The organism is Aeromonas sp. 603079 (assembly GCF_049172135.1).
Lineage (GTDB): Bacteria > Pseudomonadota > Gammaproteobacteria > Enterobacterales > Aeromonadaceae > Aeromonas > Aeromonas veronii.
In genome coordinates this window covers 68,657-91,896 of the sequence record NZ_JAAKPX010000013.1, presented here as the reverse complement: position 1 = coordinate 91,896, position 23,240 = coordinate 68,657, and the positions used below count along the sequence as shown (strand labels likewise).

The 23,240-nt window shown below is 59.1% G+C and carries 19 protein-coding genes; 12 read left to right on the top strand and 7 right to left on the bottom strand.

What is annotated here, in order from left to right; all coding sequences use genetic code 11:
- Window positions 1–7: 7 nt before the first annotated feature.
- The 5 genes from eno to rlmD form a co-directional block, all read right to left on the bottom strand.
- Window positions 8–1,309, bottom strand: a complete 1,302-nt coding sequence (eno, locus tag G5287_RS11555; protein ID WP_005335583.1) for a phosphopyruvate hydratase — start codon at window positions 1,307–1,309, stop codon at window positions 8–10.
- An 89-nt stretch (window positions 1,310–1,398) separates the two neighbouring features.
- Window positions 1,399–3,036: a glutamine hydrolyzing CTP synthase gene (gene pyrG / locus G5287_RS11550; RefSeq protein ID WP_033113091.1), complete on the bottom strand. Its 1,638-nt coding sequence runs from the start codon at window positions 3,034–3,036 to the stop codon at window positions 1,399–1,401.
- A gap of 141 nt (window positions 3,037–3,177) precedes the next feature.
- On the bottom strand, window positions 3,178–3,975 hold the full coding sequence (mazG, locus tag G5287_RS11545; protein WP_139401179.1) for a nucleoside triphosphate pyrophosphohydrolase: 798 nt from the start codon (window positions 3,973–3,975) through the stop codon (window positions 3,178–3,180).
- A 73-nt stretch (window positions 3,976–4,048) separates the two neighbouring features.
- Window positions 4,049–6,262 (bottom strand): GTP diphosphokinase, encoded by a 2,214-nt coding sequence (relA, locus tag G5287_RS11540; protein ID WP_005335588.1) that lies wholly within the window; start codon window positions 6,260–6,262, stop codon window positions 4,049–4,051.
- Window positions 6,263–6,493: 231 nt separating this feature from the next.
- A complete protein-coding gene (rlmD, locus tag G5287_RS11535; protein ID WP_421231312.1) occupies window positions 6,494–7,816 on the bottom strand; it encodes a 23S rRNA (uracil(1939)-C(5))-methyltransferase RlmD in 1,323 nt (440 codons plus the stop codon).
- 153 nt (window positions 7,817–7,969) lie between these two features.
- Here rlmD and barA point away from each other — a divergent pair, with 153 nt between their 5' ends.
- The 7 genes from barA (at window position 7,970) to galE (ending at window position 16,981) form a co-directional block, all read left to right on the top strand.
- Entirely contained in the window at window positions 7,970–10,687 is a 2,718-nt protein-coding gene (gene barA, locus G5287_RS11530; RefSeq protein WP_421231311.1) for a two-component sensor histidine kinase BarA, read from the top strand.
- Window positions 10,688–10,776: 89 nt separating this feature from the next.
- Window positions 10,777–11,256, top strand: a complete 480-nt coding sequence (locus G5287_RS11525; RefSeq protein WP_005343323.1) for a DUF1456 family protein — start codon at window positions 10,777–10,779, stop codon at window positions 11,254–11,256.
- A gap of 34 nt (window positions 11,257–11,290) precedes the next feature.
- Window positions 11,291–12,178 (top strand): N-acetylmuramoyl-L-alanine amidase, encoded by an 888-nt coding sequence (locus G5287_RS11520; protein ID WP_245098402.1) that lies wholly within the window; start codon window positions 11,291–11,293, stop codon window positions 12,176–12,178.
- A 155-nt stretch (window positions 12,179–12,333) separates the two neighbouring features.
- Window positions 12,334–12,801 (top strand): Dps family protein, encoded by a 468-nt coding sequence (locus G5287_RS11515; RefSeq protein ID WP_021229540.1) that lies wholly within the window; start codon window positions 12,334–12,336, stop codon window positions 12,799–12,801.
- Between the two features lie 289 nt (window positions 12,802–13,090).
- A complete protein-coding gene (hcp, locus tag G5287_RS11510) occupies window positions 13,091–14,740 on the top strand; it encodes a hydroxylamine reductase (protein ID WP_245098425.1) in 1,650 nt (549 codons plus the stop codon).
- Window positions 14,741–14,861: 121 nt separating this feature from the next.
- Complete coding sequence (locus G5287_RS11505; protein WP_421231310.1) at window positions 14,862–15,851, top strand: FAD-binding oxidoreductase; 990 nt, start codon at window positions 14,862–14,864, stop codon at window positions 15,849–15,851.
- A gap of 116 nt (window positions 15,852–15,967) precedes the next feature.
- Window positions 15,968–16,981 carry a UDP-glucose 4-epimerase GalE gene (galE, locus tag G5287_RS11500; RefSeq protein ID WP_042052373.1) on the top strand — a complete coding sequence of 338 codons (1,014 nt, stop codon included), beginning with the start codon at window positions 15,968–15,970 and terminating at the stop codon, window positions 16,979–16,981.
- 69 nt (window positions 16,982–17,050) lie between these two features.
- Here galE and G5287_RS11495 read toward each other — a convergent pair whose 3' ends face one another.
- Entirely contained in the window at window positions 17,051–17,752 is a 702-nt protein-coding gene (locus G5287_RS11495) for a phosphatase PAP2 family protein (RefSeq protein WP_042052374.1), read from the bottom strand.
- Window positions 17,753–18,010: 258 nt separating this feature from the next.
- Between G5287_RS11495 and mpl the strand changes: the two genes are divergently transcribed.
- Together mpl and G5287_RS11485 are read left to right on the top strand one after the other, a co-directional pair.
- Window positions 18,011–19,381, top strand: a complete 1,371-nt coding sequence (mpl, locus tag G5287_RS11490; RefSeq protein WP_421231309.1) for a UDP-N-acetylmuramate:L-alanyl-gamma-D-glutamyl-meso-diaminopimelate ligase — start codon at window positions 18,011–18,013, stop codon at window positions 19,379–19,381.
- Entirely contained in the window at window positions 19,378–19,989 is a 612-nt protein-coding gene (locus tag G5287_RS11485) for a flavin prenyltransferase UbiX (RefSeq protein WP_421231308.1), read from the top strand. Before mpl ends, G5287_RS11485 begins: the two co-directional genes overlap by 4 nt.
- A 67-nt stretch (window positions 19,990–20,056) precedes the next feature.
- Here the strand turns inward: G5287_RS11485 and G5287_RS11480 are convergent, their stop codons facing one another.
- The gene (locus G5287_RS11480) at window positions 20,057–20,671 is read right to left on the bottom strand and encodes a TetR/AcrR family transcriptional regulator (RefSeq protein ID WP_245148390.1); all 615 of its coding nucleotides are present in this window, start codon (window positions 20,669–20,671) and stop codon (window positions 20,057–20,059) included.
- A gap of 201 nt (window positions 20,672–20,872) precedes the next feature.
- On the opposite strand from G5287_RS11480, the gene hpt reads away from it, so the two are divergent.
- The 3 genes from hpt to G5287_RS11465 all read left to right on the top strand — a co-directional run bounded on the left by hpt (window position 20,873) and on the right by G5287_RS11465 (window position 23,202).
- A complete protein-coding gene (hpt, locus tag G5287_RS11475) occupies window positions 20,873–21,403 on the top strand; it encodes a hypoxanthine phosphoribosyltransferase (RefSeq protein WP_368166394.1) in 531 nt (176 codons plus the stop codon).
- Between the two features lie 111 nt (window positions 21,404–21,514).
- Complete coding sequence (locus G5287_RS11470) at window positions 21,515–22,432, top strand: ABC transporter ATP-binding protein (RefSeq protein WP_005354634.1); 918 nt, start codon at window positions 21,515–21,517, stop codon at window positions 22,430–22,432.
- Window positions 22,429–23,202 (top strand): ABC transporter permease, encoded by a 774-nt coding sequence (locus G5287_RS11465; protein WP_005362866.1) that lies wholly within the window; start codon window positions 22,429–22,431, stop codon window positions 23,200–23,202. Before G5287_RS11470 ends, G5287_RS11465 begins: the two co-directional genes overlap by 4 nt.
- Window positions 23,203–23,240: the final 38 nt, after the last annotated feature.

Genomic DNA, 23,240 nt, shown 5'->3' with positions numbered 1-23,240 from the left:
CAGCAAATTAAGCCTGGTTTTTAACTTCTTTCAGACCGCGGAAAGGAGCTTTGGCACCCAGAGCTTCTTCGATACGGATCAGCTGGTTGTACTTGGCAACACGGTCAGAACGGCTCATGGAACCGGTCTTGATCTGGCCAGCAGCGGTACCAACAGCCAGGTCGGCGATGGTAGCGTCTTCGGTCTCACCGGAGCGGTGGGAGATGACGGCAGTGTAGCCAGCGTCTTTGGCCATCTTGATGGCAGCCAGAGTTTCGGTCAGGGAACCGATCTGGTTGAACTTGATCAGGATGGAGTTGGCGATGCCGTTGTCGATGCCGCGCTTCAGGATCTTGGTGTTGGTTACGAACAGGTCGTCACCAACGATCTGGATTTTCTTGCCCAGTTCAGCAGTCTGGTAGGCGAAACCTTCCCAGTCAGATTCGTCCAGGCCATCTTCGATGGAGACGATCGGGAACTTGGTGGTCAGGTCAGCCAGGAAGTCGGAGAAACCGTTGGAGGTGAAGACACGACCTTCGCCTTTCAGGTTGTACTCTTTCTTCTCTGCGTCGTAGAACTCGGAAGCAGCGCAGTCCATAGCCAGGGTGATGTCGGTGCCCAGTTTGTAACCGGCAGCGGCAACGGCTTCAGCGATAACTTCCAGCGCTTCGGCGTTGGATTTCAGGTTCGGAGCGAAACCACCTTCGTCACCAACTGCAGTGTTGTAGCCCTTGGACTTCAGCACTTTGGCCAGGTTGTGGAACACTTCTGCGCCCATGCGAACGGCTTCTTTCAGGGTCTTGGCGCCAACCGGCTGGATCATGAACTCCTGGATGTCGACGTTGTTGTCGGCGTGCTCACCACCGTTGATGATGTTCATCATCGGCAGCGGCATGGAGTAAACACCCGGGGTGCCGTTCAGCTCGGCGATGTGGGCGTACAGCGGCATGCCTTTGGCAGCAGCGGCAGCTTTGGCGTTAGCCAGGGAAACAGCCAGGATGGCGTTGGCGCCGAACTTGGATTTGTTCTCGGTACCGTCGAGGTCGATCATGATCTGGTCAACGGTGGCCTGGTCCTTGGCATCTTTACCCAGCAGAGCTTGAGCGATCGGGCCGTTTACGGCTTCGATGGCTTTCAGCACGCCTTTACCCAGGAAACGGCTCTTGTCGCCGTCACGCAGTTCCAGCGCTTCGCGGGAACCGGTGGACGCGCCAGACGGAGCGGCTGCCATACCAACAAAACCACCTTCCAGGTGAACTTCGGCCTCAACGGTCGGGTTACCACGGGAGTCGATGATTTCACGACCGATCACTTTAACGATCTTGGACATGTGTATTTCCTCAGGTTTCGTAAAAAAACAACAAAAATATGCCAAAAAAAGCGGCTGTGGCACAGTGCCCCAACCGCATTTATTTTCAATTACTTCAAATTACGCTTCTGATACTCGCCTGCCGCCTTCACAAAACCGGCGAACAGAGCGTGGCCATCACGAGGAGTAGAGGTGAACTCCGGGTGGAACTGCGCAGCCACGAACCAGGGGTGATCCGGGATCTCGATGATTTCCACCAACTTCTTGTCGGCGGAGAGACCGGTCACTTTCAGACCTGCCGCTTCAATCTGCGGCAGCAGCTTGTTGTTGACTTCATAACGATGGCGGTGACGCTCGTAAATGGTCGGGCTGCCGTACATCTGACGCACCTTGGAATCTTCGACCAGGTGGCAGAGCTGGGAACCCAGACGCATGGTGCCGCCCAGATCGGACTTCTCGGTACGGGTCTCGATGTTGCCCTCTTCATCCACCCACTCGGTGATGAGGCCAACAACCGGGTACGCGCAATCTTTCTTGAATTCGGAGGAGTGAGCCCCTTCCATGCCCGCTACGTTGCGAGCGAATTCGATCATGGCGACCTGCATGCCGAGGCAGATACCCAGGTAGGGGATCTTGTTCTCGCGGGCATACTGGGCAGCCAGAATTTTGCCTTCCACACCGCGCTCACCGAAGCCACCCGGCACCAGGATCGCGTCCAGACCTTCCAGCAGCTCGGAGCCACGGGTCTCGATATCCTGAGAGTCGATGTACTTGATGTTGACGGAGTGACGGGTCTTGAGACCACCGTGCTTGAGCGCCTCGTTGACGGACTTGTAGGCGTCCGGCAGGGAGACATACTTGCCGACCATACCGATGGTCACTTCACCAGTCGGGTTGGCCTCTTCGTAGATAACCTGTTCCCACTCGGATAGATCGGCTTCCTTGCACTCCAGACCGAAACGCTCGGTGAAGTAGGAGTCCAGGTTCTGGGACTTGAGCAGTGCCGGGATCTTGTAGATGGAGTCGACGTCTTTCATGGAGATGACGGCGCGCTCCGGCACGTTGCAGAACAGTGCAATTTTGGCGCGCTCGTTGGCCGGAATGGCACGGTCAGAGCGGCAGATCAGCACATCCGGCTGGATACCGATGGAGAGCAGCTCTTTGACGGAGTGCTGGGTCGGCTTGGTCTTCACTTCACCGGCAGCAGCCAGGTAAGGAACCAGCGTCAGGTGCATGAACATGGCGTTGTTGCGGCCCACTTCGGCAGCCAGCTGACGAATGGCCTCGAGGAACGGCAGGGACTCGATGTCACCTACGGTACCGCCCACTTCGACGATGGCAACCTGATGGCCTTCGGCACCGGCAATCACCCGCTCTTTGATGGCGTTGGTGATGTGCGGGATAACCTGAATGGTGGCGCCCAGATAGTCACCACGACGCTCTTTACGCAGTACGTCGGCGTAGATACGGCCGGTGGTAAAGTTGTTGCGACGGGTCATCTTGGTGCGGATGAAACGCTCGTAGTGGCCCAAATCCAGATCGGTTTCGGCCCCGTCCTCGGTTACGAACACTTCACCATGCTGGGTCGGGCTCATGGTGCCCGGATCCACGTTGATGTACGGGTCCAGTTTCATGATGGTCACATCCAGACCACGGGCTTCCAGAATGGCTGCCAGAGAAGCTGCGGCAATGCCTTTGCCGAGGGATGAAACAACGCCACCAGTAACAAAAATATATTTGGTCGTCATGCTGAACCTGAAAGAAGTTTAGGGAATTTTAAGGGGTGCTTCGGGGATGAAGCAGGACGGGGAAACAGTATACCAAAAACCCCTCTCCCAAACAATGAGCAAAAATCTATCAGGCTCACCGCCCCCCCATCTTGCGCCAAATCAACTTTGCTCGGTTTCCTTCGCCTTATCCCAGGCGGCATCGAGCTTTTCGAGGGTGCAATCGGTCATTTTCAAGCCTTCTGCGGCGATTATCTGCTCAACCTGACGAAAACGACGTTCGAACTTGGCGTTGGCACCGCGCAGCACCTGCTCCGGATCCTTGCCCAGATGACGCACCAGATTGACGGTGGCAAACAGCAGGTCGCCGAGCTCGTCGCTCACCCGCGCCTCGTCCACATCGGCCATCAATGCCTCTTCCATTACCTCGTCGATCTCCTCGTGGATCTTGTCCACCACAGGCCCCAACGTCTTCCAGTCAAAACCGACGGTGGCGCAACGTTTCTGAATTTTGGCGGCGCGGGTCAGGGCTGGCAGCGAGAGCGGGATATCGTCCAGCACACTCTCTTTGTCGAGGGCCGCTCGTTCTTTGGCTTTTTCCGCCTCCCAGTTCGCTTTTACCGCCTGCTCGTTGGCAAGGTCTGCATCGGAAAAAACATGGGGATGACGGCGAATGAGTTTCTCGCTCACCGTATCGACGATATCGGCAAAGTCGAACAAGCCCCGCTCTTTACCCAGCTGGGCGTAAAACACCACCTGAAACAGCAAATCCCCCAGCTCCCCTTTCAGCCCCTGCCAATCTTCGGTCTCGATGGCATCGGCCACTTCGTAGGCCTCTTCCAGAGTGTGCGGCACTATGCTCTGGAAGTCCTGTTTAAGATCCCAGGGGCAGCCGTTTTGCGGATCGCGCAGGCGAGCCATGATATCGAGCAATTGAGAGAGGTCATAACGTTGGGACATGGGATATTCGCTTTCGATTCGTTCAAAAAGGGTCGTAAATGCAGACCGGCCACTGGGGCCGGTCGGTTCGATATCAAAGCCGCTTGGCGCTGATCACGTCGTTAAGCTGACTGAGCTTGGCCAACGCCCGGTTGAAGGCGTTGATGTTGTAAATCTCCAGCTCCATGTCGATCTCGGCAGTCTGCTCGCGCACGTTGGAGCGCGAGCGCACCCCCATCACATTGATCTTCTCGTTGGCCAGCACGGTAGTGATATCGCGCAGCAGGCCGGAGCGATCGTTGGAGATGATCCGGATGGTGAGGCCATAGCCGCCGGAGTAGTTCTCCCCCCACACCGCATCGATCAGCCGCTCAGGGTTGCGCCGTGACAACTCCTTGAGCTGCTCACAATCTTCCCGGTGGATCGAAACGCCGCGCCCCATGGTGATAAAGCCCTGAATGGAGTCCCCCGGAATGGGCTGGCAGCAGCGGGCGATATGGGTCATCAGGTTGCCGACCCCTTCCACCACGATATGGTCTTTGGGCTTGTGGCGCATCGGCGCATTGGCCTTCTGCTCCAGCTTCTCCAGCAGGCGGCGATCTTCCTCTTCCGCCGTCGGCTTGTTGTAACAGGTGTCGAGATAGTTGAGCACCTGGTTGATGCGGATATCGCCGCTGCCGATACCGGCCAGCAGATCGTCGGTGCTCTCCAGATTGAAGCGGCGCAGCATGTTGCCCTTGTCGATCTTGGACATGCTGAGGTTGTGGCGATCCAGCTCCTTCTCGAACAGCTCGCGACCGGCCACGATATTCTTGTCCCGATCCAGCTTTCTGAACCAGGTCGCCACCTTGGCCCGCGCCCGACTGGAGCGCAGGAAGCCGGCGTTGGGGTTCATCCAGTCGCGGCTCGGGTTCGGCTCTTTCTGGGTGATCACCTCCACCTGATCGCCGGTCTGCAGCGCGTAGGTAAAAGGCACGATGCGGCCATCAATCTTGGCGCCGATGCAGCGGTGACCGATCATGCTGTGGACGTGATAGGCAAAATCAAGCGGGGTAGCGCCAGCGGGCAGGTCGATCACATCCCCTTTCGGGGTGAAGACGTAGACTCTGTCCTCGAACACCTGACTGCGCAGATCTTCCAGCAGGGAGCCGCTCTCGGAGAGATCTTCCTGCCAGGCGAGCAGCTTGCGCAGCCACTCGATCTTGTCTTCGAAGGTGTTGGCCTTGCCGCCTGCCTGTGCCCCTTCCTTGTAGCGCCAGTGCGCCGCGACGCCGAGTTCGGCATCCTGATGCATCTGGTCAGTACGGATCTGGATCTCTACTGTCTTGCCCTCCGGCCCCACCACTACGGTGTGGATCGACTGATAGCCGTTGGGTTTGGGGTTGGCGACATAGTCGTCAAACTCGCGGGGAATGTGGTGGAACTGGGTGTGGACTATGCCGAGCGCCGCATAGCAATCCTGCAGCCGCTTGGTCACTACCCGCACCGCGCGCACGTCGAACAACTCGTTGAACTCGAGGTGCTTCTTCTGCATCTTGCGCCAGATGCTGTAGATGTGTTTCGGCCGACCGTACACCTCGGCGTCAACTCCCGCCTCTTTCAGGCCATTACGCAGGGATTGCACAAACTCGCGGATGTAGCGCTCGCGGTCAAGCCGCTTCTCGTCGAGCTGCTTGGCGATCTGCTTGTAGGTATCCGGGTGCAGGTAACGGAAGGCGAGATCTTCCAGCTCCCACTTGAGCTGGCCGATGCCCAGACGGTTGGCGAGCGGCGCATAGATGTTGGTGATCTCCTGGGCCATCAGCACCCGGGTCTCTTCATCTGCCGTCTTCGCTTCCCGCAGGCAGGCGATCCGCTCCGCCAGCTTGATCACCACGGCGCGCACATCCTCGACCATGGCAAGCAACATGCGACGCACGTTGTCGACCTGCTCCGGCGAGGTTTCACTGCGATGGAGGGTCTGCAGGGAGCGGATGGCCTCCATCTCCAGCACCCCTTCCACCAGCTTGGCGATCTTGGAGCCGAAGTCCTCGTCCATCCGCTCCTGGCTGATGAGACCGGCTTCGACGAAGGGGTAGATGATGGCCGCTTTGAGGGTGCCGATATCCATGCTGAGCATCTGCAGGATGCCCACCATTTCGATACCGCGCACCAGCAGCTTGCTGGTCAGCGCCTCGTCACCGAGCGTCAGACAATACTGGTAGACGGTTCGCAGCTGATCCTTTTCACTGTCACTCAAGGAGAGCGAGCTGACCCACTCTTCCAGGGTGAAGTTGTCTTTCAAATGAATATCGCGAACCGCAACCATGGTATCAATCCTTTAAATTATCGGGCCGAAAGCTGTCACTTTCTCCCCTCATGAGATTGCCTCAAATGGGGATATCCAGCGCACTTTTCAAGGCATATTGTCCAGAAAGACAATAGAGCGCGCCAACAGGCCCTGCCGAACGACGAGGGTCTAGATTACCCCAATCACATCAGCTCAAACAGCCGCAGACATGCCGGATTACATATCCGCATCGCCCAGCTGATGAGTCATTTACTCCCGTTCAAACAGCGCCATGGACTCCAGATGACCGGTGTGAGGGAACATGTCGAGCATGCCGAGGCGCACCAGACGATAACCCCCTTTCACCAGCACCTGACTGTCCCGCGCCAGGGTGACCGGGTTACAGGAGACGTAGACCACCCGCTTGGGTGAAAGTTTCACGACGTGTCCCATCACTTCCAGCGCGCCGGGACGAGCCGGATCCAGCAGCACCAGATCAAACCCTTCCCGCGCCCAGGACATGCCGACGATGTCATCGCTCAGGTCGGCTTTGTAGAAACGGGCATTGGTGATGCCGTTGCGACGGGCGTTCTCTTCGGCCCGCTGCACCATGGCCAGTTCACCTTCGACACCCACCACTTCGCGAGCCTGACGGGCCAGCGGCAGGGTGAAGTTGCCGATACCGCAGAAGAGATCGAGCACCTTGTCATCCTTGCTCGCCCCGAGCCATGTCAGCGCCTGCTCAACCATGCTCTGGTTGATGGGGCCGTTGACCTGAATGAAATCGCCGGGAGCAAATGCAAGAGACAGGCCATCCAGCGAGTAGGACGGGGAAAATTGTTGCTGCAGCGCTTCGATGCGATCATCGGCCGCCTGCAGATAGAGGTCTATCCCCTGCGCTTTGGCAAACTCCACCAGCAGGGCGCGATCCGCCTCATTGGGGCGGCCGGTGTGGCGCAGCAGCATCATGATCCCCTGCTCGGCCTGGATAAGCTCCGCATGGCCCAGCTCGCGCTGGCTCTTGAGGCGATTGAGGCACTCACGCAGCGGGGCAATCAGCGCAGAGATCGGTTCGGCCAGCACAGGGCAACCGTCAATCTCCACCAGATCGTTGCTGTTGCGGCGACGGAAACCGACCCGGGTGCAGCGACCATTCTTGTCAAATTTGATGGCCAGACGACAGACCCGGCGGTAGGCGCGATCTTCACCGGTCAGTACCGGCTCCAGCGCCGGTGCCTTGATGTTGCCCAACCGCTCGAACAGGCTGACCAGTCCGGCCGCCTTGGCGGCTTGCTGATCGGCAACCGACATGTGCTGGGCACTGCAACCGCCGCACTCGCGATAGTGGCCGCAAAAGGGAGCGATACGATTGGCCGCCGGGGTCACCACCTGTTGCAAGGCGGCGTGACCATACTGTTTTTTCTCTTCGGTGATGCGTGCCTTGACGGTCTCGCCGGGCAGCGCCCCTTCGACGAAGATCGCCTTGCCCTGATGGCGACCGATACCGACGCAGTGGTGATCGAGGGTGTCTATCGTAAATTCAATGCGTTGGAGCTGGGTGGACTTCTTTTGGGGCTTGAAAAACTGGGCCATAAAACTTGGTGCCTATAGGTGGCTATGTCATGATTGTGGAATCTGCTGCCGGGTATTGTCCCACAAGAATAATAGTATGACCAAATACGGCCACAGAGCCCGTGTATTGCCATCAACCCTATCGCCAACCCTGTTCACTGGTGGCCTGTTCGTATGACCAAATATGGCCTGAGAGCACGCGTTCTCGCCTTCACCATCCTGCCGACCCTGATCATTGGTGGCCTGATGGCCGGTTACTTCACCTTCCACCGCTACCAGCAGCTGGAAAACAACCTTATTGATCAGGGGATCAACATTATCGAACCGCTGGCGATCGCCAGTGAATACGGGATGACCCAGCACAGTCGCGAATCCCTCAAGCGGCTCATTGGCCTGACCCATCGCAAGAACTCCCCCTTCATCAAGTCCATCGCGGTTTTCACCCAGGACAACCAGCTGTTCGTCACCTCGAACTACCACCGGGATTTCACCCGGCTCAGGCTGCCCGATGGCGAGCCAATTCCGGATCTGACCAGCGTGACGTTTCAGGGGGACGACATCATTTTACGCACCCCGATCCAGGCCGAAACCAGTCTGGATGGCTTCCCGCTGCCCAGCGATGTAGAGCCGCCGATGATCGGCTACATCTCGATGCAGATGGCGACCGATCGGGCCATGCTGCTGCAGTACCGCGACACCTTCTTTGCGGTAATCATGGTGCTCATCGGGGTCGCCTTCAGTACCCTGTTTGGTTTCCGCTTGGTCAAGAGCGTAACCCAGCCCATCACCAACATGGTGCAGGCGGTGCACAAGATCAGGGAGGGACGGCTCGATACCCGAGTCAGCGGCCAGCTCACCGGCGAGCTGGATATGCTGAAAAACGGCATCAACGCCATGGCCAAGGCGCTCTCCGAATATCACGAAGAGATGCAGCAGAATATCGATCAGGCCACCTCTGACCTGCGCGAAACCCTGGAGCAGATCGAGATCCAGAACGTCGAGCTCGACATGGCCAAGAAGCGGGCGCAGGAGGCGGCGCGGGTCAAGTCGGAGTTTCTGGCCAACATGTCCCACGAATTGCGTACCCCACTCAACGGGGTCATCGGTTTTACCCGCCAGTTGCTGAAAACCAGCCTGACCCCGAGCCAGACCGACTACATGCAGACCATCGAGAAATCGGCGCGCAACCTGCTTGGCATCATCAACGACATCCTCGACTTCTCGAAGCTGGAAGCGGGCAAGCTGCAGCTGGAACATATCCCGTTCAGCCTGCGCGATACCCTCAACGAGACCATGCACCTGCTCGGCCCCAGCGCCCACGACAAACAACTGGAGCTCTCCCTGCGGGTGGATGCCGATGTGCCGGACTACCTCACCGGCGACCCCATGCGTCTGCAACAGGTGCTGACCAACCTCACCGGCAACGCCATCAAATTCACCGAACAGGGCAACGTGGATGTCCATATCGAGCAGACCGGCAGTGGCAACCACAAGGTGAGGCTCAACGTCCAGATCCGCGATACCGGCATCGGTATCTCCCAAGAGCAGCAACATCAGCTGTTCCAGGCCTTCAATCAGGCCGACTCCTCCATCTCCCGCCGTTATGGCGGCACGGGCCTGGGCCTCGTCATCACCCAGAAGCTGGTGCAGCAGATGGGCGGCCAGATCCGCTTTGAATCGGAGCTCGGCAAGGGCTCCATCTTCTCCTTCAGTCTGGATGTAGAGGTCTCCCCCCTGCCCCAGACCGATCAACTGCCACTGGATCGGATCCGTGGCAAACGGCTCTGGCTGCTGGAACCGGATCCCTTCGCGCAAGCCTCTCTGCTCGCCCTGCTGGCGGAGTGGCACCTCGATGTGCACCCACTGACCAGCGATGATCCCTGGCCCGAGATGAGCGAGCAGGAGATGGTGATCATCGGCAGCAGCACCCTGCATACGCCGCAGCAGGTGCTCGGCCGTCTCGACAGACTGCACGGCCAGCAGCAGAACACCATAGTGCTGCTCAGCAGCCACGAGCCGGCGCTCTATGAAGCTATGCTGGCCCATGGCGCCCAGCACTGTCTCTCCAAACCGGTCAACCACCGCAAGCTGCTGCACGCCCTGCTCTCGCCGGAATCGAGCCGCCAGAAGCTGCCTGCGCAACCTGCACCGCGCCAGTTGCAGCCCATCAAGGTGCTGGCGGTGGATGACAACGCCGCCAACCTCAAGCTGATCGCCGCCATGCTCAAGGAGATGGTGAGTCAGGTGGTGGTGTGCAAAAACGGCAAGGAGGCGGTCAAACAGGCACAGAGCCAGCCGTTCGACATCATTTTCATGGATATCCAGATGCCGATCATGGATGGCATCAGCGCCACCCAGGCGATCCGCAACCAGTCCCTCAACACCACCACCCCGATCGTGGCGGTGACTGCCCACGCCATCCCCGGAGAACGGGAGCGGCTGATCCGGCAGGGGATGGACGACTATCTGGCCAAGCCCATCGACGAGAGCATGCTGGCCCAGCTCATCACCGACTTTGCCCATCGCCGCCACCAGAATAATGGTGCCCAACAGATCGACTGGGCACTGGCGGTGCGACAGGCGGCGGGGAAAGAGCATCTCGCCAAAGAGATGCTGACCATGCTGCTGGCCAGTTTCGACGAGGTGGAACCTGTGCTGGATAGCGCACTGGCGGGCGAAATTGAAGATAGCGAGGTACTGGCCCAGCTCCATCGCCTCAACGGTGGCTGTGCCTATTCCGGGGTGCCGGGACTGCAACGGCTGCTCTCCCAGCTGGAGCAACAGCTGCGTGACGGCGTGCCGGTGAGCGAACTGGAACCCGAGCTGCTGGAGCTGCAAGATGCGCTGGAACTGGTGCGCCAGGAGGCGCCCCGCTATCTCGGCAAGGCTTGATGAGCTTGACCCGAACTGTATCGGCCCCCGCTTTTTCTGACGCGAGGGCTGCCAGATGGTAAAGTTGCGCCGTTTACACAGGAGTCAGCATGACCAACAACGATATTCTGCGCCGTCTGCGCTACGCCCTCACCATCAGCAACGACCAGATGGTCGAGATGTTTGCCAAGGGCAACCTGACGGTCACTCACGCCCAGCTGCACAGCTGGTTGATGAAAGAGGCAGCGGAAGGTGAAGAGCAAGAGGCAGGCTATGTCGCCTGTCCCGACTCGGCCCTGAGCCAGTTCCTCGACGGTTTCATCATCGCCCGCCGCGGCGTGCGCGAAGATGCACCGCCCCAGGTGATCCCGAACCGGATCAACAACAACATGATCCTGCGCAAGCTGCGCATCGGTCTCAACTTCAAGGAAGAGGATATGCTCGGCACCCTCAAGCTCGCCGACTTCAATCTTTCCAAGTCCGAGCTCAGCGCCCTGTTCCGCTCCAAGGATCACAAGCACTATCAGGATTGCGGGGATCAGATCTTGCGTAACTTCCTGATCGGTCTCACGGCCAAATACCGCGGCTAACCAGCCGCGCGACTGAACAGACAGGGCCTTCGACATGTGCCAGCGACTCACTCCCCCCACGCTCAGCAGACTGGCTGCGGCAGGGGGATGGCGCTGGCGCTTTCTTCTTCCCCTCTTCTTTCTGCCACTGGTTCTGCTACTGGGTGCCTGCACCCCGTCCGAGTACCAGCTATCTACCCGCTATCAGAGCGCCAACCAGAACGAGCGGATCGCCTTTCTGATCCTCCACTACACCGATGAAGATGATGCCAACTCCCTGCGCCTGCTGACCGAGCCGGAGCACAAGGTGAGCGCCCACTACCTGATCCCCCGCGACAGCCACGAGACCCCGCTGCCGGTCTATCAGCTGGTGCCGGACAGTGCGCGCGCCTGGCATGCAGGACGCAGCCGCTGGCACCAATATGCCGGGCTCAATGCCAGCTCCCTTGGCATCGAGATCGTCAACCTCGGCTATCCAGCGGAAGATGAGCCGCTGGCCCCCGATGCCCGCCGCTGGCAACCCTATACCCCGCAGCAGATAGCTGCCGTCGGCGCACTCAGCCGGGAGCTGGTCGCCCGCTACCAGATTCCACCGACCCAGGTGCTGGGCCACAGCGATGTCGCCCCCGAGCGCAAGCAGGATCCCGGCCCCCACTTCCCCTGGCGCCAGCTCTATCTGACGTACGGAGTCGGCGCCTGGCCAGATGAAGGTCGGGTGGCCGAGTTACTGGCCAGCCCCTTGCCCGATTGGGATGCGGCCATGTGGCAGCAGCAGCTGGCCCGCTATGGCTATGGCCTGCCCCGGAGCGGCCAGTGGGATGAGCAGAGCCGCGCCGTCATGGGCGCCTTTCAGCTCCACTTTCGAGCCAGCAGGGTCGATAGCAAACCGGACCGCGAGTGCCAGGCCATCCTGATGGCGCTGCTCGAAAAATACTTCCCCTAATCCTCATCCATTGTCACCGTTGCTGCGTACTGTTTGATAGCCGTTAGCTATCAAACAGTTAGGCACAAGCAATTGTCCCTGCATTTTGCAAGGCGTTATTCTGACTGCGTTCCGAAAGAGAATTTCAAACCGATTTCCAAATCTGGAGGTGAATGATGAAAAGCCCGATTGGTCTTGATACTGCTCAATCACAAGCCCTGGCAGCCGAGTTGAACAAATTGCTGGCCAGCTACCAGATCCTCTACATGAACGTGCGCGGCTTCCACTGGAATATCCGTGGCAACCAGTTCTTCGAACTGCACCTGAAATTTGAAGAGATTTACAACGACCTGCTGTTGAAAGTCGATGCACTGGCCGAGCGGATCCTGACCTTGGATGGAGTGCCGATGCACAGCTTCAGCGACTATCTGAAAGTCTCTGCCATCCCGGAGCAAAAAGGGCTGCACGATGGCCGCGCCTGTGTCGAATCCCTGCTGGAGAGCTTCCGCGAACTGCTGGTCGCCCAGCGCCGTATTCTGGGTCAAGCAGCCGAAGCTGGTGATGAGGGCACTGCCTCCATCCTCTCCGACTATGTGCAGCAGCAGGAAAAACTGGTCTGGATGCTGCGCGCTTATCTGGCCTGATAGTGAACCAAGTCGACTACAGCGTACGTATGCTGGCTTGAGTAAGCACCGGGCCGAAAGCTCCTGACCAGACCACGGCCCAATCCATCTGATTGTTATGTTCTGTTGCAAACCTGAGTTGTCTCTCCTTTTATCCACCCGCTTGCCGCCCTGTTTGGGCGGCTTTTTTTGTTTTTGATCTGCATCAAGGGAATCTTAATTGGCAAATTGAATACCTATTAAGTTTTTCGCGAGAGGAATAGAATCGCCACAAAACAGACAACTGAAATGTCCAATTAGGAGAGGCATGATGTTTTGTGTGCAATGTGAACAGACTATTCGTACCCCGGCTGGCAACGGCTGTGCCTACGCACAAGGTATGTGCGGCAAGACGGCTGAAACCTCGGATCTGCAGGATGTGCTGATCTATACCCTGCAGGGGCTCAGCGCCTGGGCGCTGGCCGCCCGTGAGCAGGGCATCATGGATCGCGAAATCGATGCCTTCGTGCCCAAGGCCTTCTTCGCTACCCTCACCAACGTCAACTTCGACTCGAATCGCATCGTGGCCTACGTCAATCAGGCCCTCGCCTATCGCCAGCAGCTGGCCGATCGTCTGAGCACCATGGCGGTGCAGGTGAACGACTTGCCACACTCCGCTTACTTCGAACCCGGTGCCGAACTGCTGGAACAACTTGCCCATGCCGCACCAGCCGCCCCGAATCGGGGCAAGAACGAGGTAAACGAGGACATCATGGGGCTGCGTCTGCTCTGCCTTTACGGCCTCAAGGGTGCAGCCGCCTATATGGAGCACGCCCGGGTGCTGGATCAGCAGAGTGACGAGGTGGCCGCCGAATTCCACCGCATCATGAGCTGGCTCAGCACAGATCCGAGCGAAATGGGTCGGCTGTTCAACTGCGCCATGGAGATCGGTCAACTCAACTTCAAAATCATGGAGATGCTGGATCTCGGTGAAACCAGCGCCTTCGGCCATCCGGAGCCGACCCGGGTCAGGGTCACGCCGATCCCCGGCAAGTGCATTCTGGTCTCCGGCCACGACATGATGGATCTCAAACTCATTCTGGAACAGACCAAGGGGACCGGCATTCATGTCTACACCCACGGCGAGATGCTGCCCGCGCTGGCCTACCCCTTCTTCAAGCAGTACCCCCATCTGGTGGGCAACTACGGCTCCGCCTGGCAAAACCAGCAGAAGGAGTTTGCCAACTTCCCGGGCGCCGTGGTGATGACCTCCAACTGCATCATCGACCCGAATGTGGGCAACTACTCGGATCGCATCTTTACCCGCTCCATCGTCGGCTGGCCGGGCGTCACCCATCTGGAGGGGGATGATTTCTCCGCCGTGATCGCCAAGGCACAAGCGCTGGAAGGCTTCAAGCACACCGAGCTCGAGCACTTCATCACCATCGGCTTTGCCCGCAACGCCCTGATGCAGGCTGCGCCCGCAGTGATTGAGAAGGTCAAAGCCGGGGAGATCAGCCACTTCTTCCTGGTGGGTGGCTGTGACGGCGACAAGGCCGAGCGCGCCTACTTCACCGAGTTTGCCAAGGCGGCGCCGCGCGACAGCCTGCTGCTCACGCTGGGCTGCGGCAAATACAAGTTCAACAAGCTCGACTTTGGCGACATCGGCGGCATTCCGCGTCTGCTGGACGTGGGTCAGTGCAACGATGCCTACTCCGCCATTCAGTTGGCGCTGGCACTCTCCGAGGCGTTCGAGTGCGGGGTCAACGATCTGCCGCTGACGCTGGTGCTCTCCTGGTTCGAGCAAAAAGCCATCGTCATTCTGCTCACCCTGCTCTCCCTCGGGGTGAAGGACATCCGCACCGGGCCAACCGCCCCCGCCTTCCTCACCCCGGCGCTGCTCAAGGTACTGGAGGAGCAATTTGGCCTGAAAGGGACCACCACGGCCGAGGCTGACCTGGCCGAGATCCTGGCGGCCTGATCGGTACCTCATGTTGTAAGCGTTTGGCGAGCCGCCCGGCTCGCCTTTTTTCTGGATCCGGCTTTTTCACCAGACGTTTTTCAAACCGTTTCAAACCTTATCAAACCCAAGGAGCCTTGTGATGACCTCTCTCACGCTCACCTGCATTGGCCGCCAACAGAACACCCACGACGTCGTGAGCTGGCAGCTGGCGCCCCTTTCCGGCAGCCTCCCTCCCGTACTGGCTGGCCAGTGCATCACCCTGCATACCGAGATCGACGGCCAGCCGGAGTGCCGCGCCTATACCCTCTCCTCCAGCCCACAGGATGTATTCTGGCAAGTGACTATCAAGGATGTGGGACGGGTCTCCCACCATCTGCATCAGACCTTGCAAGTGGGAGACAAAATCCGGGTGGATGGCCCGTTCGGCGATTTCAACCTGACCGCCTTGCCTTGCGAACGGCCACTGCTCTTGAGCGCTGGTTCCGGCATTACCCCCATGTGGGCCATGTTGCGAGACGAGCTCGCCAAACGACCGGATGCCGATATCCGCTTTATCCATAGCGCCCGCTCGCCAGCAGATGTGATCTTCGCAGATGACTTGGCTGCACTGGCTGAGGCCCATGCCGGTGTACGCCATGCCCTGATTATGGAAGAGGCCCCTGCAGATCACCCCTGGATTGGCCGACTCACCCCCGCCATGCTGGCCGAACTGGCCCCGGATCTGCGCGAACGCCATGTCTATCTCTGTGGCCCGGCCCCCTATATGGCGGCGGTCAAAACCATGCTGGCCGAACTGGGACTGCCGCAGGAGCAGCAGCATCAGGAGTCCTTCGGTCTTCCTCCAGCAGAGCCCATCAAGACCACCAGCGACCACTTCTGGCTAACCCTGAAAAAGAGCGGCAAGAAAGTGAAAATCCTGCCGGGTCAGACCCTGCTGGCGGCATTGGAAGCTGCGGGCGAAACCATGATGGCTGCTTGTCGCGCCGGGGTATGTGGCAGCTGTCGTTGCACCACCACAGGTGACATCGAGCGCCAGAGCGTGATGACCTTGAGTGCGCAGGATCTGGAGAGCGGCGTTGCTCTGGCCTGCTCCTGCACCGCAAAAGGGGATATCGGACTCGATTATTGAGGCGTGGTGAAGCCTTTTGTGAGGTGCGGTGAAAGCGTCATCGGTATCCCAACCTTTTCCCAAGTAGACAGGGGCGCTAGACTCTGCCCCAGTTTCACCAGAACACGGGATAAAAAATGACAATACTGGTCACAGGGGGCGCCGGCTATATCGGCTCCCACACCCTGGTTGAGCTGCTGGGCGCGGGGCAGCAGGTCGTGGTACTCGACAACCTATCCAACTCCTCACCGGCGTCACTCAAGCGGGTCGAGCAGATCACCGGCAAACCGGTCACCTTCGTCGAAGGGGATGTGCTGGACAGAGCCTGCCTGCAGCAGCTGTTCGCCAACCACCAGATCGAATCGGTCATCCACTTCGCCGGCCTCAAGGCGGTCGGGGAGTCGAGCCAGATCCCGCTCACCTACTACCAGAACAACATCAGCGGCACTCTGGTGCTGTGCGAAGAGATGGCCAAGGCCGGGGTTTTCCGGCTGGTATTCAGCTCCTCGGCCACTGTCTATGGCGATCCCGCCTCGGTACCGCTGCGGGAAGATTTCCCCACCAGCGCCACCAACCCCTATGGTCGCTCCAAGCTGATGGTGGAGGAGATCCTGCGCGATCTCGCCAAATCCGATCCCCGCTGGGCTATCGTACTGCTGCGTTACTTCAACCCGGTCGGCGCCCACGAGAGCGGCCTGATTGGTGAAGATCCCAACGGCATCCCCAACAACCTGTTGCCCTATATCAGCCAGGTCGGCGTGGGCAAGCTCAAGGAGCTGGGGGTATTTGGCAACGACTACCCGACCCCGGATGGCACCGGCGTACGTGACTACATCCATGTGGTGGATCTCGCCATCGGCCACCTGAAAGCACTGGCGCGCATCAAGAGCGACACCGGCGTCTTCACCTACAACCTGGGCACAGGTCAGGGCTATTCGGTGCTGGAGATGATCAGGGCGTTTGAAGCGGCCAGCGGCCGACCCATTCCCTACCAGATCAAACCCCGTCGCCCGGGCGACATCGCCGAGTGCTGGGCAGAGCCGACACTGGCCCGTGCCGAGCTGGGCTGGCAGGCTGAGCGCGGTCTGGAGCAGATGATGGTCGATACCTGGCGCTGGCAAAGCAACAACCCGAACGGCTATCAAGGCTGATATCTCGTGGGTGGATAATAAAACGCCCCGACATTTTCATGTCGGGGCGTTTTATTTTGCGACGTTCAATCAGTGGGTCTGACTGCGCAGCAGCGGCACACGGGCCAATCGGGGGGCGAGGCGCTCTATCAGCCGATCCGCCAGCGGGGTCAGCAGCACCCAGGGCAGACAGAGGGTCGCCAGCCCCAACGCGCCGACATAGACATCGGTAAACCAGTGAGCGCCAACCAGAATGCGCGGCGCGGAAAAGATCGGCACCATCAGCAATGCGGTGACTCCCGCCCAGCGCGGCAGATAGCGCAGGGCAAAACCGGCAAAGATCATCAGGAACAGGGCGTGATCCCCCGGGAAGCTATCGCCGGAAGAGTCCTTGGTCGGAATACCGCTGATCTGGGTCACCCGCAGCGCATCGGCCACCATCAGAGTCGGGCTGGGACGCTCCACCGGCAATCGGTGACCAAGCTGGTTGATCACTAACGCACTCAGCAGCATCACTATGCCCATCGCCACCAGTTGGCGACGACCCACCAAATCCCGGGCGAAGAAGCAGCGGGCCAGGATCAGCCCCATACAGGCCAGCACCGCCAGATCGAACAGCCGGTTATTGGTGATGGCCACCAGATCGGCCCACAGAGCCGACTGCCCGAGCCAGCCGTTAACGGTATGAAAAATCGCGAGGTCCCACTGTTCCCAGGGACCATGAGCGGGCAGCGCAGCCCAACTGATGGCCACCAGACCACCGACCAGATAGCAAAGCAGGAACTTGCCCATGGGGACTCTCCTTTGGAAAAGGGCGATATCGTAAAACTGTAGCGTGCGTCACAAAACCGAAGAATTGTAAGAAAGTGCGACACAATATCAAGCCTCAAACAAAGCCCGTCAGCCTATTCCAATCTCGCATATCCCAACAGCGCCAAGATTTCTGCCTCCGGTGCTGCATCTGTGGGCTTCTCACCATGAGTGCGGCTTGTGCCACCACCGCAACACCCCCTAGAATGCGCACTTCCCTTTACTGCGAAAGGAAGCGGTATGCATATTCACATTCTCGGGATCTGCGGCACCTTTATGGGTGGTCTGGCGGTGTTGGCAAAACAGCTTGGTTACCGGGTGACCGGTTCGGATGCCAACGTCTATCCCCCCATGAGTACCCAGCTCGAGCAACAGGGCATCGAACTGACCGAAGGCTATGACCCCTCCCAACTCGATCCGGCGCCGGATCTGGTGGTGATCGGCAACGCCATGAGCCGCGGCAACCCCTGTGTTGAATATGTGCTGGATCGCAATCTGCCCTACATCTCCGGCCCCCAGTGGCTGCTGGAGCACGTGCTGCTGGATCGCTGGGTACTGGCCGTCGCCGGCACCCATGGCAAGACCACCACAGCCAGCATGCTGGCCTGGGTGCTGGAGTACGCCAAGCTGGAGCCCGGTTTCCTGATTGGCGGCGTGCCGGGCAACTTCCCGGTCTCGGCCCGTCTCGGCTCCGCCCCCTTCTTTGTCATCGAAGCGGACGAGTATGACTGCGCCTTCTTCGACAAGCGCTCCAAGTTCGTTCACTACCACCCGCGCACCCTGGTGATGAACAACCTGGAGTTCGACCACGCGGACATCTTCCCGGATCTCGCCGCGATCCAGCGCCAGTTCCACCACCTGATGCGCACCGTGCCGAGCAACGGCCGGGTGCTGTTCCCGCAAGCCGATGACAACCTCACCGCCGTGCGCAAGATGGGCTGCTGGAGCGAAGTGGAGCTGGTAGGTCAGGACGACGCCAAGTGGAAGGCGGTCAAGCTGGCCGATGACGGCTCCGCCTTCGAAGTGTGGCTGGATGGCGAAAAACAGGGCGAGGTGCACTGGGAGTGTATCGGCGAGCACAACGTCAACAATGGTCTGATGGCCATCGCGGCCGCACGTCATGCTGGCGTGATGGTGGAGCACGGCATCGCGGCGCTCTGCCAGTTCAAATCCCCCAAGCGACGGATGGAGCTCAAGGGCGAGGTAGCTGGCATCAGTGTCTATGACGACTTTGCCCACCACCCCACCGCCATCGAGACCACCCTTGGCGGTCTGCGCGCCAAGGTAGGCAAAGCCCGTATCCTGGCAGTGCTGGAGCCGCGCTCCAACACCATGAAACTGGGGGTACACAAGGAGGAGCTGGCCGGCTGCTTTGATGGCGCCGATGAAGTGTTCTTCTTCCAGCCTCCCAACATCGGCTGGGATCTCGGCGAAGTGACTGCCCATATGACCCGACCGGCCAAGGTGTTCAACGATCTGGAGACCCTGATCAACCGGCTGGTGGCCGAGAGCCGCGATGGCGACCATATTCTGATCATGAGCAACGGCGGCTTCGGTGGCATTCATGACAAGCTGATCGCCCGCCTCAAGGATTACCACGGCGAACTATGAACAAAACGATCACCCTGGCGCTGACCGGTGCCTCCGGCGCCCCCTACGCCCTGCGCCTGCTCCAGTGTCTGGTGCAGGCGGACTATCGGGTCTACCTGCTCGCCTCCTCGGCGGCTCGTGTGGTACTCAAGACCGAGCAGCAGCAGGAGTGGCCGGGCTCACCGAAAGAGCTCTCTGCTTATCTCTGTCGCCAATATGGCGCCAAGGAGGGGCAGATTGTCGCCTGCGGCAAGGAGGAGTGGTTCTCGCCAGTCGCCTCCGGTTCGGCAGCCCCCAAACAGATGGTGGTCTGCCCCTGCTCCATGGGCACCGTCTCGGCCATTGCCAACGGCACCTCGGACAACCTGCTGGAGCGGGCGGCGGATGTAGTGATCAAGGAGCGCGGCCAGCTCATTCTGGTGCCCCGCGAGAGCCCCTTCTCGGCGATCCATCTGGAGAACATGCTGAAACTGGCGCGGCTCGGAGTGACCATCATGCCTGCCGCGCCGGGTTTCTATCATGAGCCGAAAAGCATCGCGGATCTGGTAGATTTTATGGTCGCCCGCATCCTCGATCATCTGGGTGTCGAGCATGAGCTGACCAGCCGCTGGGGCTATGGCCACGGCTGAGCTGACCAGACAAACCGGATAAAAAAAGCGCCCCTCGATGAGGGGCGCCTTTTTTCGTTAAGCCGTATCAGCAAGCCTGAATAGGTGCCGTCACGTACTTGAACAGGAAATCAGTCACCTCTTGGCGCGCCGGGCGCTGAGGTTGATTGATCATCTGCATCATCACATAGCCAAAACCGGTCAAAGAGCGGGCCAGATCCTGTGCCGACAGCACGCTAGTGATCTCCCCTGCATCCATGGCGGTTTGCAGCTCGCTGGCGATCAGCTCAAGGCACTGATCGAGCAGGCGGGTATAGCGGGGCCATACCTCTTCCCGAACCGAGGAACTCCACTCCAGCCAGATACCGGCATAATCCGGTTGATCGTAGGCCGCATCGACAGAGAGGCGTACATGACGCTGAATCTTGTCGAAAATGGAGCCCTGGTCACCGTATGCCTGCGACAGCATCTGGTTCACAAAGCGTTCGATCTCGGCCAGCACCTCATCTACCAACTCCTCGCGGGTGTTGAAATAGTTGAAGACAGTAGCCACAGAGACCTTGGCCTGTTCGGCTATCTCGGCGTGACCTGCACGGCCAATACCGCGACGGGAGAACACCTCGATGGCACATTCCATCAATTGGGAGCGACGAGCTTCCGGCGACAGCCGGGTACGACGTCTTATTTCTGCGCGTGGTTCCATAGTTTTTATCATCTAATAGTTATTGATTATGGTGTTTATAGTATTTTAACTAATCATGCCTGAGTGCCTGCTAACTCTATCAATTAAAATAAGCTGATAAAAGCACCACGTATCTCTAGCACCCTTCGACATGAGTGGTAGAATCATCGGTTTTGATATTCATGAACGGCCAAATCCCCTTTGGCCTTATGGGAGTAAGTGATGAAACACACCGTCGAGGTGATGATCTCCGAGGCTGAAATCGCCGCCCGGATCGCCAAATTGGGTGAAGAGATCACCGCCCGCTATCAGGGTTCTGACGAAGTCGTGATGATTGCGCTGCTGCGCGGTTCCTGCATCTTCCTGGCCGACCTCTGCCGCCAGTGCCAGCTGCCCATCACTCTGGACTTCATGACAGCCTCCAGCTACGGCTCCGGCATGCACAGCACCCGTGACGTCCGCATCCTCAAAGACCTGGACGATGACATCAAGGGCAAGGATGTGGTGATCGTGGAAGACATCATCGACACCGGTTACACCCTCAACAAGGTGCGCGAGATCCTCTCCCTGCGCGAGCCGAAATCCCTGGCCATCTGCACCCTGCTGGACAAACCCTCCCGCCGCGAAGTGCAGGTGCCGGTCGACTGGATTGGCTTCGCCATTCCGGACGAATTCGTGGTCGGCTGTGGCATCGACTACGCCCAGAAGTACCGCAACCTGCCGTTTATCGGCAAAGTGGTACCCCAGGAGTAAGCCAGGTTCAGGAATATCACGGGTGAAGCGGTCTTGCGCCCTTTACTCTGTGCAGGCGGCCTTGGCCGCCTTTTCTGTATCAAGCCGGATTCAACCATCACAGAGGTTGCAATGAACGCATTGGAAATCAGCGGCCTGAAAAAGACCTATCAGGGGGGCGTCGAAGCCCTTAAAGGCATCGATCTTACCGTCAGGCAGGGGGATTTCTTCGCCCTGCTCGGCCCGAACGGCGCGGGCAAGTCCACCACCATCGGCGTCATCAGCTCGCTGGTGAACAAGAGCGCCGGCAAGGTGAAGGTGTTTGGCTACGACATCGACAGCGATCTCGAACAGGCCAAGGCCCAGCTCGGACTGGTGCCGCAGGAGTTCAACTTCAGCCAGTTCGAGAAGGTGATCCAGATTGTCACCCATCAGGCCGGTTTCTATGGCGTGCCCAAGGCGGAAGCCAAGATCCGCGCCGAGAAGTACCTGCGCCAGCTCGATCTGTGGGAGAAGCGCGACATGCCAGCCCGCACTCTCTCAGGCGGCATGAAGCGTCGCCTGATGATCGCCCGCGCCCTGATGCACGAGCCCAAGCTGCTGATCCTCGATGAACCGACCGCCGGGGTCGATATCGAGATCCGCCGCTCCATGTGGACCTTCCTCAAGGATCTCAACGAGCAGGGTGTCACCATTATTCTCACCACCCACTATCTGGAAGAGGCGGAGATGCTCTGCCGCAACATCGGCATCATCGACAAGGGTCGTCTGATCGAGAACACCAGCATGAAGAATCTGCTGGGCAAGCTGGGTCGCGAGACCTTCCTGCTCGACCTTGCGCCAGGTTCTGCCGTACCCGAGGTGCCAGAGTTCAACGGCCGCATGCCGGATGAGCGCACCCTTGAGGTGGATCTCGACAAGAGCCAGTCACTCAACAGCCTGTTCGAGCAGCTGTCGAACCAGCAGGTGCAGGTCGTGAGCATGCGCAACAAGGCCAACCGGCTGGAAGAGCTGTTCGTCAATCTGGTCGAAGAGGGGAGAAAAGCATGAATCTGGCCATCTACTACATCGCCTTCAAGAGCATTCTGGCCAAAGAGGTGAGCCGCTTTACCCGGATCTGGATCCAGACCTTGGTGCCACCGGCCATCACCATGAGCCTCTACTTCGTCATCTTCGGCAACCTGATCGGTTCGCGCATCGGTGACATGGGTGGCTTCACCTACATGGAGTTCATCGTGCCCGGCCTCATCATGATGTCGGTGATCACCAACTCCTACTCCAACGTTGCCTCCTCCTTCTTCAGCGCCAAGTTCCAGCGCAATATCGAGGAGATGCTGGTGGCACCGGTGCCCAACTACGTCATCATCGCCGGTTACGTGGGCGGTGGCGTGGCGCGCGGCCTCTGCGTCGGCCTTATCGTCACCCTGGTGTCGCTGTTCTTCGTGCCGCTGCAGATCCACCATCTGTTCAGCGTCTGCGTGACCGTGCTGCTGACCGCCATCCTCTTCTCGCTGGGTGGCCTTATCAACGCGGTGTTTGCCAAGACCTTCGACGACATCAGCATCATCCCCACCTTCGTGCTGACGCCGCTCACCTATCTGGGCGGGGTGTTCTACTCCATCAGCCTGCTGCCCCCCTTCTGGCAGGGGGTCTCCCAGGTGAACCCCATCATCTACATGGTGAACGCGTTCCGTTACGGCTTCCTCGGCATCTCCGACGTGCCGCTCGGCACCGCCTACCTCATCATCATCGGCTTTATCGTGGCCCTCTACGGTATCGCCTGGTGGCTTATCTCCCGCGGCACCGGGCTGCGCCACTAATGACCAAAACGGGCACCTCGCGGTGCCCGTTTTTTATT